Annotated in this window: 14 protein-coding genes; 3 read left to right on the top strand and 11 right to left on the bottom strand. The window is 41.5% G+C overall.

Features of this window, described 5'->3' with window-relative positions; translation table 11 throughout:
• Positions 1-65: 65 nt before the first annotated feature.
• A complete protein-coding gene (locus SRA_RS02510) occupies positions 66-2,435 on the bottom strand; it encodes a DNA translocase FtsK (protein ID WP_003087287.1) in 2,370 nt (789 codons plus the stop codon).
• 205 nt (positions 2,436-2,640) lie between these two features.
• Between SRA_RS02510 and SRA_RS02505 the strand changes: the two genes are divergently transcribed.
• A complete protein-coding gene (locus tag SRA_RS02505) occupies positions 2,641-3,417 on the top strand; it encodes a peptidylprolyl isomerase (RefSeq protein ID WP_003087285.1) in 777 nt (258 codons plus the stop codon).
• A 319-nt stretch (positions 3,418-3,736) separates the two neighbouring features.
• Here the strand turns inward: SRA_RS02505 and SRA_RS02500 are convergent, their stop codons facing one another.
• From SRA_RS02500 to SRA_RS02470, 7 genes are all read right to left on the bottom strand, one after another.
• The gene (locus SRA_RS02500; protein WP_003087284.1) at positions 3,737-4,426 is read right to left on the bottom strand and encodes a 5'-methylthioadenosine/adenosylhomocysteine nucleosidase; all 690 of its coding nucleotides are present in this window, start codon (positions 4,424-4,426) and stop codon (positions 3,737-3,739) included.
• Between the two features lie 11 nt (positions 4,427-4,437).
• Positions 4,438-4,758 (bottom strand): cell wall synthase accessory phosphoprotein MacP, encoded by a 321-nt coding sequence (gene macP / locus SRA_RS02495; RefSeq protein WP_003087283.1) that lies wholly within the window; start codon positions 4,756-4,758, stop codon positions 4,438-4,440.
• Between the two features lie 10 nt (positions 4,759-4,768).
• Positions 4,769-5,320 carry an NUDIX hydrolase gene (locus SRA_RS02490; RefSeq protein WP_003087282.1) on the bottom strand — a complete coding sequence of 184 codons (552 nt, stop codon included), beginning with the start codon at positions 5,318-5,320 and terminating at the stop codon, positions 4,769-4,771.
• A 9-nt stretch (positions 5,321-5,329) separates the two neighbouring features.
• Positions 5,330-6,709, bottom strand: coding sequence for a bifunctional UDP-N-acetylglucosamine diphosphorylase/glucosamine-1-phosphate N-acetyltransferase GlmU (gene glmU / locus SRA_RS02485; protein WP_003087281.1), 1,380 nt, complete (start codon positions 6,707-6,709; stop codon positions 5,330-5,332).
• A gap of 73 nt (positions 6,710-6,782) precedes the next feature.
• Positions 6,783-7,223, bottom strand: coding sequence for an ASCH domain-containing protein (locus SRA_RS02480; RefSeq protein ID WP_003087280.1), 441 nt, complete (start codon positions 7,221-7,223; stop codon positions 6,783-6,785).
• 422 nt (positions 7,224-7,645) lie between these two features.
• Positions 7,646-8,527, bottom strand: a complete 882-nt coding sequence (locus SRA_RS02475; RefSeq protein ID WP_003087279.1) for a DUF1129 domain-containing protein — start codon at positions 8,525-8,527, stop codon at positions 7,646-7,648.
• Entirely contained in the window at positions 8,508-8,849 is a 342-nt protein-coding gene (locus tag SRA_RS02470) for a PadR family transcriptional regulator (protein WP_003087278.1), read from the bottom strand. The genes SRA_RS02475 and SRA_RS02470 overlap by 20 nt, the downstream gene beginning before the upstream one ends.
• Before the next feature lie 427 nt (positions 8,850-9,276).
• Here SRA_RS02470 and SRA_RS02465 point away from each other — a divergent pair, with 427 nt between their 5' ends.
• Together SRA_RS02465 and SRA_RS02460 are read left to right on the top strand one after the other, a co-directional pair.
• Positions 9,277-10,233 carry a glutathione S-transferase family protein gene (locus tag SRA_RS02465; protein WP_003087275.1) on the top strand — a complete coding sequence of 319 codons (957 nt, stop codon included), beginning with the start codon at positions 9,277-9,279 and terminating at the stop codon, positions 10,231-10,233.
• Positions 10,234-10,490: 257 nt separating this feature from the next.
• Positions 10,491-11,693, top strand: a complete 1,203-nt coding sequence (locus tag SRA_RS02460; RefSeq protein WP_003087274.1) for an IS110 family RNA-guided transposase — start codon at positions 10,491-10,493, stop codon at positions 11,691-11,693.
• A 222-nt stretch (positions 11,694-11,915) separates the two neighbouring features.
• Here the strand turns inward: SRA_RS02460 and SRA_RS02455 are convergent, their stop codons facing one another.
• The 3 genes from SRA_RS02455 to SRA_RS02445 form a co-directional block, all read right to left on the bottom strand.
• A complete protein-coding gene (locus SRA_RS02455) occupies positions 11,916-12,410 on the bottom strand; it encodes a VIT1/CCC1 transporter family protein (protein ID WP_003087272.1) in 495 nt (164 codons plus the stop codon).
• Between the two features lie 213 nt (positions 12,411-12,623).
• On the bottom strand, positions 12,624-14,627 hold the full coding sequence (metG, locus tag SRA_RS02450) for a methionine--tRNA ligase (protein ID WP_003087271.1): 2,004 nt from the start codon (positions 14,625-14,627) through the stop codon (positions 12,624-12,626).
• A 294-nt stretch (positions 14,628-14,921) separates the two neighbouring features.
• Positions 14,922-15,755, bottom strand: coding sequence for a hypothetical protein (locus SRA_RS02445; RefSeq protein ID WP_003087268.1), 834 nt, complete (start codon positions 15,753-15,755; stop codon positions 14,922-14,924).
• Between the last annotated feature and the right edge of the window lie 249 nt (positions 15,756-16,004).

The raw sequence follows: 16,004 nt of genomic DNA, 5'->3' as shown, positions 1-16,004 counted from the left end.
AATAACAAAGAAAAAATGAATGGTATGCTAAACACGAGAAAGAATACCATTCATTTTCAGTCTAATCAATTACTTTGCAAAACCTTGCGCGGTTTGGTGCCTTCTGCCGGACCGATAACACCTGCCTCTTCTAATTCTTCCATAAGACGAGTAGCCCGATTAAAACCGACAGAGAGACGGCGCTGCAGCATTGAAGCACTGGCTTTCTGCGTTTCTAATACCAAAGCCTTGGCTTCTTCAAAAAGCGGATCTCCTTCAGAGGCAGATCCATTGCTGTCAGAGCCTTCATTTTCAGAAACTTCTCCCGGATCAAAGCTCTCATCGTAATCAGCATCAGCCTGATCCTTAATAAAGGAGACAATACGCTCAACATCATCATCTGAAATAAAGGATCCTTGCAGGCGGACAGGGTGATTCTCGTCAATTGGCTTAAAGAGCATATCGCCGCGGCCAAGAAGTTTCTCAGCACCGTTTTCATCCAAAATAGTGCGGCTGTCTGTCCCGCTTGAAACCGCAAAGGCAATCCGGCTGGGGACATTAGCCTTGATAAGGCCTGAAATAACATCAACAGAAGGTCTTTGCGTAGCCAAAATCATATGAATACCGGCTGCACGCGCTTTCTGTCCTAAACGGATAATAGCATCCTCCACTTCCTTGCTGGCTACCATCATAAGGTCGGCCAGCTCATCTACGATAACAACCAAAAGCGGCAGAGGAATGTGTTTGGTTTCTGAGTGCCGGTTGAATTCTTCTACTTTGGCATTGTAACCAGCGATATTGCGTACTCCAAAATGACTGAACAGCTCGTAGCGGTTTTCCATTTCATCGACAACCTTTTGCAGAGCCTTGCTCGCCTTGCGCGGGTTGGTCACAACAGGAATGAGCAGATGAGGAATGTCATTGTAGACAGACAGCTCAACCATCTTAGGATCAATCATCATAAACTTAACTTGATCGGGCCGGGCCTTCATCAGAATGCTGGCAATAATACCATTGACCGCTACTGATTTCCCAGAACCAGTTGAACCTGCCACCAAAATATGGGGCATTCTTGCCAAATCAAAAGAACGGACAGAGCCGTTGACTGCCTTACCTAGAGGCACTTCAAGCAATTTATCTGGTGATGTTTTGGCCTGCTCCCAGAGTTCACGAAAAGTTACTGTTGCCACCTCAGAGTTGGGCACTTCAATCCCAACCAGCGATTTACCGGGAATCGGTGCCTCAATCCGAACATCCTGAGCTGCCAAGGCCAGAGCCAGATCATCTGCAAGATTGGAAATTCGGTTGACACGGACACCAACGGCCGGCTTGACTTCGTACTTGGTTACCGAAGGACCGATTTCAGCGCGTTCAACACTGGCCTTGATTCCAAAGCTGGCAAAAGTTTCTTCCAGTACCTTGATATTATCACGAACAAGCTTCTTCTCCTTGCTTTGGTTTTTAGGCTTGTCCTTGGCAAATAAATCAATCCCAGGCAGTTTGTAATGAAGATTTTCCTTAGGTGTGAAATCAACTTCTAAAGGTTCATCAGAATAGTCATCTTCAGGTTTTAGCTCAGTATGTTCAGCCGGCTGAACAGAAGGTATTTCTTCAAGCGTTTCCTCTTCATCATTTGGCTGATAGCCGATAATTTCAGGCTCTCTGTTTACCTGACCGTCAAAATCATCCAGATCAATTGTCTGAGCCTGATCCAAAACTTCTCCCGTTTCTAAATCAATAGCAGCATTAATCCCATGGTCAGCCTCGGCCAATTCCTGCGCTTTTTGAGCAGCCTCTAATTCAGCCTGAAGACGCTCTTCTTCTTTCTCGGCAAAACGCCTTTCACGATGTTCCTCACGCTTAGTCTGAAATTTAACATAGGCTCCTTTGAAAAAGTCCATAATATCATAAACATCCCAAGGACTCATGAGAAAAAGACCTAAAAGGATAAACAGACCGCCTATCAAAAAAGAACCAATATTAGAAAAGAGAAAGGCAACCGGCATATAAAAGAGAGCCCCTAAAAGACCGCCGCCAGCAAAATTAGCGACACGAAAATTAGTCAAATCACTGAAAACGATGAGAAGGGTCCCCTTAATGACATTTTGCCCTTTCATACCGGCCATGGAAAAAAGGTAAGCCTGCCATTCCAAAAGCAAGCCCAGCATGGTAACGACAAAGCCTCCAACCAAGCCTTCGTATTTACGCAGCCACTTCGCTCCAAAAAGATAGATTAAAACAGCAAAAATAAGAGGGTAAGCCAGACTTCCCACCAGCAACCGTATCATATTATAGGCTGTAATTCCGACCCGTCCTAGTTTAAAAGCAGCAAAAAAGAGGACAAAAGCCATTATAAAGGCAGCTGCCATTCGTTTTATCGCTTTTTGCTTTTCTAATTCTGCTTTTGTCGGACGGCGCGTTCTCCGTCCTTTTCGTTTATTCTTTGCTTTAGCCATGATGCTATTATACCATTTTTATGGTATTTGGGGAAAGAACTGCCTGTCTCTTTTTCTAAATTTATGACAGGTTTTAAAGATACTGTAGAAAGTGTGAATTGCTAATCTTTTCCTTCAAATCCTTGGCGAAAATTTAGCAGGCCAAGCAACTGGCAGACCGTTTTTATGGTAAAATAGAACTATCTTTCAAAGTCAAGGAGCAGTCATGAAAAAATTTTTAAGTCTCATTTTAATAGCTGCCGTTTTTTTGGCGGGCTGTGAAAGCATGGATCGTGCTATTAAAGGAGATAAGTATGTTGATAACAGCATTGCCAAGCAAAAGGCTGAAAATAAGCTGAAAAAATTAAACAAGGCCAGTTTCCCGCAACTATCTCAAAAGGTTGCCAAAAATGAGGCTGAAGTTCAAATTAAGACATCTAAAGGCAACATTACCCTTAAACTGTTTCCCAAATATGCTCCTTTGGCCGTTGAAAATTTCCTGACCCATGCCAAAAACGGTTATTACAACAATCTAACCTTCCACCGTGTTATCGCTGATTTTGTTGTTCAAGGCGGCGATCCTAAAGGTGATGGTACCGGCGGCGAATCTATCTGGAAAGGCAAGGACAAATCAAAAGATTCCGGTCAAGGTTTTGCTAACGAAAGCTCAAAATATCTCTATCATCTAAGGGGTGCTTTGGCTATGGCCAATGCCGGTTCCCACACCAACGCCAGTCAATTTTACATTGTCCAAAACAAGGCCAATCAGGCTAAGCAGCTCTCATCCGACCTCTATCCTCAAAAAATAATCAATGCTTATAAGAAGGGCGGAGCACCCAAGCTTGATGGCAATTACACGGTCTTTGGACAGGTTATTAAAGGAATGAAGACCGTTGATGCTATCGCAGCAATCAAGACAGACCAAAACGGCAAGCCTGAGGAGAAAGTCGTTATCAAGACGATTACAGTTCTTAAAGATTATCAGTTCTCTAAGAAAAAATAAAGCAGCTCAATGGCTGCTTTTAATTATATTTCAGCTTTTCAGAAAAATACCTCGACCTCTAGATGGAGACGAGGGAATTGATATACCTTAGCTTTTATTTTTTTAATTTAATAAAGCCACATATATACAAAACTATCGCCAAAATTATAAATGAGATGGCACCGATCAAAAAATATTTCATAACTGATTCCTTACCAACATGATACTAAATATTCAGCAGTTCCGCTAATTGCTCCTGTAACGAACCTTCCTGCTCCAAGCGCTAGGGCACAACTAAGCCAACCACTTGCTGTTCCCAGTCCTTTTATTAAGATCATAGTCATAAAACGTCCAAAAAGTCCAGAAGAATCTGGGCAGAACGCTTGCCAGCTTCCAGGATAAATTCGTCAAAAGTGATATTGGCATCATGCGCTGCGGTATCGCTCATGGCGCGAATAACAACAAAAGGCAGTTTAGCCGCTAAGGCTGCCTGAGCAACAGCGGCTCCTTCCATCTCTACAGCTTCAACCTCCGGAAAGTGCTCTTTAACAAAATCGGTCCTATCCTTACCGGCCATAAAAGAGTCACTGCTGGTGATTAAGCCAATCTTACTCTTGATCTGATGCTGCGCCAGTACTTTCTCAAAGGCAGTAACGAAACTTTTGTCGGATTCAAAATAAAGAGGCTGCTCTGACATCTGTCCGAAGGCATAGCCAAAAGCAGTCAAATCAACGTCATGATAGGCGAGCCTGTCTGCCACCACAACATCACCGATTCCTAAATCCGGCGCTAAAGCTCCGGCAGAACCTGTATTAATCAGAGCGTCAACGGCGAAATGATCAGCTAAAATAGCGACGCTCATAGCACTCATCACTTTACCAACACCGCTTCTCACAAGAACAACGTCATGTCTGCCCAGACGGCCGCTGTAATAAGTCCGCCCCAGACAAACTTCTTCTGTCCTGTGATTCAGCTTTTCCAGAAGAAGCTTTAGTTCTTCGTCCATGGCTGCGATAATTCCGATTTTCATTTTCTTTTCCTTTAAAGTTTAAAAATGGCATAAATTAAGATTGCCAAAAGCAAGGCGATGCCGATTAAAATCCAGTTGAGTTTAGACTGAAATTCACCGCGCTTAGCATTCTCAATACGGCGGCTTTTGATGATGGGATCCTCATCGTAACCATCAAAATCAAAATCGTCATCATAGTCACTGTCACTATCGCTGCTGCTATAATCAGAGGCAGCTGTTTTGTCTGTTCGAATGACAATAGTCTTTTCCGGATCAAAATCCTCTTTATCATAAAATTCTTCACCGCGGTTGGCACGCTCAATCATTTCATCTGTTAAAAGCGGTTTTCCCATAATATTTCCTCTATTTATTTTTAAAATGCAAGGCAAAATATTGCAGAGCAATCAAGGTTTTAGCATCTTCAATATCTCCTGATGCCACCAGTTCCATGCATTCATCATATGTTAATTCCAGAAGTTCAATAACCTCATCATCATCTTGCGGACGCGGATTGGCAACCTTCTTAAGATTTGTAGCCAGATAAAGTTTTATTTTTTCATTGCAAAATCCAATAGCTGTATAAAATTCATAAATCAGCTGCAAATCCCCTGTATAAGCCGTCTCTTCTTCTAATTCACGCAGAGCAGCTGCTTTTTCACCGCCATTTTCACCGATTTCAAGTTTTCCTGCCGGAATTTCATAAGAGATTTTTTCAATTGCCTTGCGGTACTGCTTGACAATGACCAACTTATTATCCGGCGTAACAGCCAAAACAGAAACCGCTCCCCGATGAAAAATCAGTTCGCGCTTAGCTGTGCCCAATTGATTGGGCAACTCAACATCATCAACAGCAACCTTAAAAATCTGCCCATCAAAAATCTCCTGACGCTTGATGGTTTTTTCTTCGAATTCCATGAACATCTCCTAATGATTATCCGGATGGTGAGGCTTTTTCTTGGCATAGCCTTCTTTATTGACCTGATGGCTGCGACCGATAGCAACACTGTCCGCCGGAACATCCTTATGAATAGCTGAGCCAGCTGCCGTCAGGGCATTGTCTCCTACTTGAAGAGGAGCAATAATCGTTGAATTGCTGCCAATAAAGACATGGTTGCCAATGGTTGTCTTGTATTTATTTTGACCGTCGTAATTGACAGTAATCGTTCCCGCACCAAAATTGACATCATGGCCAACCTCAGCATTGCCAATATAGGTCAGATGGCCTGCTTTTGTTGCCTTGCCCAGAGTTGATGCCTTGACTTCAACAAAGTTTCCGACATGAACACCTTCTTCCAAGACAGAATCTGGCCGCAGATGAGCATAAGGACCAACTGTAACATTGCGCTCAACCTGCGAAGACTCAATCATAGAGTTGGTAATCACAGTATTTTCACCAATAAGCGAATCTACAATATAGCTGCCATTGGTTAGGACAGCTCCCGAAGCAATCTTTGTCTGTCCTTTAAGCGTAACATTCGCCTCAATGAGCACATCCGGTGCAATCTCAACATCAGCATCAATATAGGTGCTGTCTGGGTCAGTAAAGGTAATGCCGTTTACCATATGAGCATGGTTGATACGCTGACGCATTACTTTTTCAGCTTCAGCAAGGGCAACACGATCATTAACTCCCAAACTTTCATTAAAATCACGAAGTTTATAGGCTCCAACTTTTTCATCAGCTGCTTTAAAGATACTGATAACATCTGTTAGGTAGTACTCACCCTGAGCATTGTCCGTGTTAATGTCTTTCAAGGCTTCAAAGAGGCGTTTATTATCAAAGACATAGGTTCCCGTGTTGATTTCCTTGACCTGCTGCTCGAATTCCGAAGCATCTTTTTGCTCGACAATCTTAGTCACTTCGGCATTTTGATTGCGGATAATCCGACCGTAGCCAAAAGGATCATCGGCTTCTGCTGTTAAAATCGTGGCTACATTTTTATGATTTCTGTGGTAATCCACCAAATTTTTCAGACTTTCTCCGGTAATCAATGGAGTATCTCCGGCAATGACAAGCGTCTGACCGTCAAGACCCGCCAACTCTCCTTCAGCCATCATGACAGCATGTCCTGTCCCCAGCTGTTTGGTCTGCAGGACAAAATCAGACTGATCTGCTAAAACATCTTTAACAAGATCTGCCTTATGTCCGATAACTGTTACATTTTTGGCAGGATTTAGAGCAGAAACGCTGCGAAAAACATGCTCCAACATGGTTATTCCCGCAACCTTATGCAAGACCTTGGGAAGATCTGATTTCATTCGAGTACCCTTGCCTGCAGCAAGGATAATAGCGTAGTTATTCATAAAATGTCCTTTGCAAAAATAATACAACAAAAATGTTCATTTCATTATAGCACTTTTCTAATCATTTGTTAAATTAAGGAGCATAGACCAAACGGAACTCTTCAAGAACAATGGGACTGTCTTCTGTAAAAACTAAGCCGCAGTCTGCAAACCACTGCGTAAAAAGCTGCCAGTGAACAGAGCGCCACCAAGTCAGTGTGCGGTCACCTTCGCCTTCTTTAAAAGCATGATCAGCTGACACTTCCTTAAAAGGAACAATGCTAACCTTGGTAATTTCAATGATGCAGACAGCCTCATCATGACTGTCCAAAATGACATCATAGCTGCCTGCCTGAGGCAGGGGCTCATTGTCTGCTTCATACAAATCATAAGCCGAAGCCGTTGCTGTTTTAACGCCTCCCAGCACCAGCTGCGCCAGCAAATCGGCTTCTGCCCCAAATGCCCAGGCGTCAATTTCATCACCAATAGCCGGATTTATTTGCCTGTACTCATTCCACAGTGTTTGCGCGTCCATTTATTCCTCCGTGTCATATCCAAATCAATTTCTAAACTTACGATTTTTCTCTTGCTTTTTATTGTATCACAAAAAACCAGCTCAAAGCTGGTCTCAACTTGAAGACAAAGTCTTTTGTGAGACTTTCCTTAGGTGATGCGGACGGCAGCGACTTCCTTCAGAATTCCATGCCTAAGATTTGAGCCTAAGGTCTCAAATCTTCCGAGTGGCAGAAACAATGGGGTTTCTGCCACTTTTATCACGGTGGAAAGTCTCGGATTAAGGCTCGCTTCGCTCGCAAACCAAAGCCATTTAATCGATATTTGAAGAACTTCAAAGCATGTTTGCATTGAAAAATGTGTTTGTCTACACTCTGAAACCAGCTCAAAGCTGGTCTCCTATTTAACCTTATTTTGGTATTTGCTCAGCATTTTAGTCTTTTTTCAATGAAAATTCACTGTATTGTTCTTGAGATTTTTTTGTGCCCAGAAGATAAAAATCAAGTAAGATAGAATAACAATAGCTAAAGGTAGAATCATTTCTGGCCAAATACCTGTCAGTACTTTGGCATTGACGCCAGCTTTCAAAAATCCCGTAATAAGATAGCCTAAAATTGGACAGATAGCTGGCCTGATAATAATATTTTTCCAAACTAAAACCATACCAGCCAGAGCAAGAATACTTACCAAAGGAAAGCCTACAGACTGAGGTATTTGAAAAGTCAGCCAGTTTGGATAATAAGACTCACCATAAATACGAATCAAAACACAGCCTATAAAAAGCAGGGCTGCCAGCCAGTAGGTAAAACACTCTCCAATTGTCACTGTTTCTCCACATATCTTAAATTTAAATCGTTCCCAATGATTAAAATGATAAATACCAAATTTTATCACCTGAAAGATTAAGGTCAGTCCAAGAAAACTAATCAGCGCATCAGACAGATAAGAAAGAAGGTTCACTTTTACCAGACCCAGGCTGCTAAAATCTGATAAAAAGCGATAAAACCAGAGAATTCCCAGAAGATATCCCGCCAAAGTCAAGAGATTGCGCTTTTTTTCTAGAGTCGCATGTTTTAATATCTGATCTGCCATTTTTTGCGCTTTCTTGCCAAAATAATCTTCCGCTGTCATGCCATCTCGATCTGCATCTGCTAAATCACAAGCCATGCCATAAAGCAGCTCACGAATTTCAATTTCATCATAGAAAAAACTTGATAGCAGCATATAATCTTGCAGTTTTTTAAAATATGTTTGATTATTTGCTGATAAATCTTTGACAGCTTCCTGTGTTTTTAAATAAAAATCATTAATCTGCAGTTCTTGCATGGTCTTCACCTCCTTTTAAGTCATCCACTTTACCCACCAAATCCTGCCACTGTTGCCAAAAACTTGATAGATAAAGTTTTCCTGCATCCGTTATGGTAAAGTATTTACGGTCTGGCCCCTCAGGAGAGGGCTTTAGCTGAGATTGTATGAGCTCTTTTTTCTCTAATTTTTGCAGAAGCGGATAGACCGTTCCCCCCACCATATTGACAAAACCTGCTTTTTTTAGTCGCTGCACAAGCTCATAGCCGTAAATTTCTTCCTTGGCAATGATTTGAAGCACACATCCATCTAACACACCTTTGAGCATTTGCGTCTCATTCATTGGCTTCACCCTATTTATTTTCAAACATTTTTAATTAATAATACTTTTACCAATCGAAAAATACCTTCACCAGCACAAGAATCGCAGCTCAGTGCTCTCTCCTTCTACTAGTATGTAATACCTACTACTCTTTCGTTTTTATTATAACACGCTTATGCTAATATGTAAAGCATAGTAGTAAAGATTATAAAAATAAATTCCCAATTCTATATCAATCAGCTTTTTGATAGGCCAGTAAATGGTAATAATATATGCAAAATAATCAGTCAAGAGACTGCTGTCTCTAATGCCTGTCATTCCAAGCTGAAAATTTGTATTTTTTTAGGTAAAAGGTTAAGCTATCACCATATAGTAATAATTAAAAAGAAAGGAAAGAAGATTAGTCGGGCAAGAAAAAAATCAAGCCCTGCTAACTTGACTATTTATTATGGGACTTTTACAAAACGGCAAATGGGTTGACAAGTGGTATGATACCAAGTCAACCGGCGGAAAATTCGTCCGCACGACTACGCAATTTCGCAGCTGGATTACTAGGGACGGCTCCGCAGGTCCAACTGGCAAAGGCGGCTTCAAGGCTGAGTCCGGCCGCTACCACCTCTACATCTCACTGGCCTGTCCTTGGGCCAGCCGCACCCTCATCATGCGCGCCCTCAAAGGTTTAGAGGAACATATCTCCATTTCTGTTGTCAATCCTTTCATGCTGGAGAACGGCTGGACCTTCGAGCAGGCTGACGGTGTCATTGCTGACTCTGAGCTGCACAGTAATTATCTCTACCAAGTTTATCTGGCTGCGCAGCCAGATTACTCTGGCCGTGTAACCGTACCTGTCCTGTGGGACAAGAAAACTAAAACCATTGTCAGCAACGAGTCTGCCGAAATCATGCGCATGTTAAATACGGCTTTTAATGACATCACAGGCAATACCGATGATTATTACCCAGAAGAACTTCAGGCTGACATTGACGCCATGAATGACTGTGTCTATCCAAATATCAACAATGGTGTCTACAAGGCAGGCTTTGCTACTTCTCAGAAAGTTTATGAAGAGGAAGTCAAGAAGCTCTTTGCTGCACTGGATAAATTAGAAGCTCTGCTGTCTGCCAATGACTTCCTCGTTGATAACCGTTTCACCGAAGCAGATATCCGGCTCTTTACAACTCTGGTGCGCTTTGACAGCGTCTACTACGGGCATTTCAAAACCAATATCCGCCGCCTCGTTGACTATCCCAATCTGTGGAACTATACCAAACGTATCTACAATATGCCTGGTATTGCAGATACAGTTAATTTTGACCATATCAAAAAGCACTACTACGGCAGCCACAAAACCATTAATCCTACAGGCATCGTTCCAGTCGGACCAGAATTAGACTGGTCTTTATAAAAACAAAAACATACTAAGATTAGTAGTGAAGAAATCTCCGACGGGAGAGAATACTCACTACTCTTTTCATTCTCAAGATGATAAAGTAGAGGTGTCTTGTTAAGTCGTGTTCTCTCTAGGCGCTGGACGTCGTAACAAAAACTGGCAAGACACCTGTTTTAGGAAGAATGTTATCAAAGTATGTGGGACGCCAGACGTCGCGTATTGAAAATGACATCACTAAAACAAGGAATCATTCAAGACAAAGAGGTAATAGCATGCGAGTAGTATTTGGGATTGACGTGAGTAAGGTAAGTTCAGAAGTGGCTATTCTAGTCAACGGCGAGAAGGTTCATGGCTATACCATGCCCAATGATGCCATTGGCTTTGCTCGGCTACTTGGCGATTTGAAAACCGTCCACAAGCCAGAAATCATCTTTGAAGCAACAGGTGTCTACTCTCGCCGTCTCCAAACTTTTCTAGAAGATAATGGCTATGCTTACACACGACTTAATCCCTTAGAAGCTAAGAAGCAACTGGATAGCTTGCGTGTACGGAAAACCGAACAAATTGACGCTGAAAAACTGGCTCAATCTCAATTTGTGCTGAATCGTAAACCGACTTATGTCCAAGAAGAAGTCTACCAAAACTTGCGGGATCTCAGCCGTTTCTATCAGAATCTGACTGAGGACATTGTTCGGGCCAAAAATCGTCTGCACAAGGTTTTGCAAGTCACTTTCCCAGAGTTGGAAAATATCTTGGCAACACCAACCGGTGAGCAATACTGGAACTTAGTTACTGCGTTTCCTTGCAAGGACTTCGTGCTTGAGGTAGGCAAAGATGAGCTCTCGGAGAGCATCCTTCAGTCCACTTCAAAACGGATTTCTGACAAACGTGTCGCTTACTTAGCAGAGAAGCTGACAGCACTAGCCAATCAGTCTTATTGTGCCGTTAAGAAAACCTCTCCAATGTTCGAAGAGAGCCGTTACTATGCACAAGAATTACTCAGACTTTCTGAACGCAGGAAAGCTGTCTTAGACCAAATGGTTACTCTAGCTAAGCCTTTACCAGAATATGAGATCCTTCTCTCTATTCCTGGTATCGCTGAAACAACTGCAACAAGCATTATTGGTGAACTCGGTGACATTCGTCGGTTTCAGTCTGCCAATCAAATCAACGCCTTTATCGGCATTGATCTTAGGCACTATGAATCTGGAAACTTTTTGGCACAGGAACACATTACCAAACGCGGCAACCCTTATGCCAGAAAGATTCTTTTCAAATGCATTCACAATATCGCTTCAGCCAGTCATACCAATCCTTGCCATATCGCCGACTTTTATGAGAAACGAAAAAGACAATCGCAAACGACTTCAACTAAGCCGCACACGATTGCCTCCATACATCGTCTCATTCGGACAATGTATTACCTCATAACGCATAACAAACTTTACGATTATACTTCAACCAAAAATCAATAAAGGGGTTATGCACTATTATTGTAACACCTTATCAAAAAAATCACAAAATAAGGTGTTGTTTTAGTGTACACTTTTTAGATTTAAACAACTTAAAAAGATACAGTAGACTTTAAACATCTACTATATCTTTAAAAAATAGTTCTCAAAACCGTTGATAGACTTGACAAATGGTAGAAAAGAGTGAGAAAAAATCAATTTTCTCACTCTCTTTTTCCAACCTTGTTAGACCAACAGGCCCAATAAATAACCAACATAGTAAGCAACAAAGGATGCAATAAGACCGACTGCTACTGTACGTATAACCTCTTTTCGTTTTGATTGGTGGGTAATAGCAGCCTTCACTATTCCCAGCAAGACCAGAGCCAAAGCGACAAGGAAGCAGGCAATAAGGAAGGTATAATTCCGAAACAGCTCCACTTGGTTGATAAGCAAGTAAGACAGTAATGGGAGAAGACCAAAGCCATTAAAAGCAAGAAAGGTTGCTAAAGCATTTTTAACAGCTTGTTTGTTATCCGTGTGCTTTTCCGTTGTTGAACTCAAATAATCACCGATAGCCATGGAAAAACCATCTGCCAGTAAATTCGAAAAACCCAGAATAATAATGGTCATTGTTCCAAGTTTTCCCCCTACGGCACCCGCAACTAGAGCAAAAGTCGTGATAATACCATCCAAACCTCCATAGACAATTGATTTGGCATAATCTTTCAAATTCGTCATTAAAGCTGTCCTCCGATTATTTTAAACACTGTTTTTATTTAGAATTATTCTAAATATCTCTATCTTTATTATACTCTTATTTAGAATAATTACAATAAAAATTTCAGGGACAGTTTCACATGCTAATGAGATGAGACATTGGGAAGAGCACTGCCATTTGCAGCAAAAAATCAGCAGAAGTTTTCTGCTGATTTTTTATTAAACCAAACATCTCTAACCAATCTGACTGCCGTTAGGCACTCTTTCATCCACCATCAAAACGGTCAGTTTGCCATCAGCATGCTCAGCTGAAAGAATCATACCTTGGCTAACTAGCCCCATCATCTTACGCGGCTTGAGATTAGCAACAATCTGAACTTTCTGACCGACCAGTTCCTGTTCATTTGGATAAAACTTGGCGATACCTGAAAGAATTTGACGGTCTTCACCGTCACCAGCATCCAAGCGGAATTTGAGAAGCTTGTCAGAGCCCTCAACCTTAGAAACTGCCTTAACTTCTGCTACGCGGATTTCAACCTTATCAAAATCATCAAATTTGATAGCTTTCTTTTCATTTTTTAGCTCAACATCGCTTGGATTCCATTCTTTTTCTTCTGTTGCAGTTGCTGCTCCACCCATGTTAGCTTTGATGTATTCAATTTCAGCTTCCATGTCAAGACGTGGGAAGATTGGTGTGCCCTTAGCTGTTACCTTGACACCCTCTGGAAAATTGGCCAAAGTCAGGTGTTCAAGGTCAAATTGTCCAGCTAAGCCAAGCTGCTCCATAATCGCATCTGAGGTTGTCATCATGAATGGTTGAATGAGGTGAGCTACCACGCGCAGACTGGCCGCTAAGTGTGCCATGACAGCCGCTAATTCATCACCTTTGGCTTCATCCTTAGCAAGAATCCAAGGAGCTGTTTCATCAATGTACTTATTGGTACGCGAAATAATATTCCAAACCGCTTCCAGCGCGCGCGGATAATCCACTGCATTCATCTGTTTGTGATATTCCGCTAGATTTTCAGTCACTACTGCTGCCAAATCAGCATCAAATGCAGTGACATTTTCCACGTAAGCAGGAATTTCGCCGCCAAAATACTTGTTAACCATAGCAACCGTACGATTAAGAAGGTTGCCAAGGTCATTAGCAAGCTCATAATTGATACGGCCAACATAATCTTCAGGTGTAAAGGTTCCGTCAGAACCAACTGGAAGTGAGCGCATGAGGTAATAGCGGAGCGGGTCAAGTCCATAACGTTCCACCAGCATTTCTGGGTAAACCACATTACCTTTAGACTTAGACATTTTACCGTCTTTCATGACAAACCAGCCGTGGGCAATCATACGTTCTGGTAATTTCAAATCAAGCATCATGAGTATAATTGGCCAGTAAATAGAGTGAAAACGCAGGATGTCTTTTCCAACCATATGAAAGACTGTACCGTTCCAAAATTTGTCAAAATTAGCGTGGTCTTCCTGACCATAACCAAGGGCTGTCGCATAGTTGAGCAGAGCATCAAACCAGACATAAACGACGTGTTTTGGATTTGAAGGCACCTTAACGCCCCATGTAAAGGAGGTGCGAGAAACGGCCAAGTCTTCCAAACCAGGTTCGATAAAGTTTTTGATGATTTCATTCATACGGCCGTCAGGCTGGATAAAATCAGGATGCGCATGAAAAAAGTCTACCAAGCGATCTGCATATTTGCTCAGACGCAAGAAATAAGACTCTTCTGACACCCATTCTACTTCGTGGCCTGATGGTGCAATTCCTCCGATAACTTCACCGCTTTCATCACGGAAGACTTCTTCCAATTGGCTCTCAGTGAAAAATTCCTCGTCAGAGACAGAGTACCAGCCAGAATACTCACCCAAGTAAATATCATCCTGCGCCAGCAATTTTTCAAAAACATCAGCCACCACTTTTTCGTGGTAATCGTCAGTTGTACGGATAAACTTATCATAAGAGATGTCAAGGAGTTTCCAAAGTTCCTTAACACCAACTGCCATACCGTCCACATAAGCCTTAGGTGTAATACCCGCTTCTTCGGCTTTAGCTTGAATCTTTTGACCGTGCTCATCCAGCCCCGTTAGATAAAAAACATCGTAGTTCATCATACGTTTGTAGCGCGCCAAAACGTCACAGGCAACAGTCGTATAGGCCGAACCAATGTGGAGCTTGCCAGATGGATAATAAATCGGTGTCGTAATGTAAAATGGCTTTTTATCACTCATGTTTAAGATACCAAGAACGTAAAAACAAGCGAAAAACAGCCTTAATGAAAAAACAGAAAAAGACAGGGCTTTTAGCTGCTAAACTATTTGCTTGCACGTTCATTTCCTTTCTCCCGAGGCAGATGAAACCTCTTTTTGATAACACTTTATTATAGCATAAATTGGCCGGTATGAAAGCTCAAATTCAAAAACGGCCCTAGAGATTTAGCTTTATCAAAAAATAAAAAAGCGAAAAGCCAGCAACAGCAAAATTGCTGGGTGGTTCCGCCTCTTAGTGATTGATTTGACTGCGCCTTAATCCGCAGCATTCAGTTTTTCTAAACCTTCACGCTCATCATTTACAGCCTTTTTATAATCTTTAGACAGCTTAGCAGCAGCTTTGCCGGTACGTTTGATGTAAACTGCTTTATTTGTTAATTTGCCTTTTTTGTTATATCCCTTAACAATCAAACGGCTGCCTTTCTTCTGATAGGAAACTCTTTCCTTTTTCTGGGTTTGGAAATCCTTTTTGTAAGTCGCTTTCAGTTTTTGAATATAGTTGCTGGTGGAATATTTATTTTCAATATAATCCTTTATATAGCGGTTCATATCCTTTAAAAATTCCTTTTGAGAAATAGAAAGCTCAAGCTCTCTCTTCCAGATATTGACCTTATGCATGGGCCTAATATGACCGGTATAGGCGGTACTGACAATTCCAACGTAATTATAGCTTTCATCACTTACCGGTTCTTCATAATTCTTTAACTTATAATAAGCATAAGTTTTCACAGAACCTTTTTCAATGTTCAAAAAACTGTGGTAATCCATGCCGTATGTTGCATTTTGTTTATCCAAATCGATCCACTTATCTTTTTTTGAACTGTAAAAAGATGAAGATTCTCTTTCCCAAATACCATCTATGTTGCCAGTGTAGTAATAATAACCCGCAGCACCGGCAGCAATCAGCAGCAAAACTGCAAGAGCAGACACCACGCTGATAATAACAACTGTTGATGTTTTCATTTTTTTCTTAGCTTTTTGGCGGGACTCTGTAAATTCTCCTCTCTGAAAAGCTGCCTGAAACTCTTCTTGGCTGGGCTCGCGTCCATTTGCTTTCCGGAATTGCTTTTGCCATTCATTTTGATTCATCTTGAACTCCTTCATATTTTATTACTCTTTTATTTTACCATACTTACAGTCCAGTTTTGCAGAATTTTTAAATTGTTTTTTGGGCTTTTGAACTGTCGTATTCTAAAACTATCATGAAAGGCTGTGACTCCATGGACTAACCCCTAAAAGCTATTTTAGCAGCTCATAAAATCATCATGGCTTAAGACTTGATTAAATACAATATATAGTGTTATTATATTAACTGTTGCACAATATATTGTGCAGATA

Origin of the sequence: Streptococcus ratti FA-1 = DSM 20564, from assembly GCF_000286075.1 — a bacterium.
GTDB classification, from domain to species: domain Bacteria; phylum Bacillota; class Bacilli; order Lactobacillales; family Streptococcaceae; genus Streptococcus; species Streptococcus ratti.
This window is presented reverse-complemented; position numbering and strand designations above follow the sequence as displayed.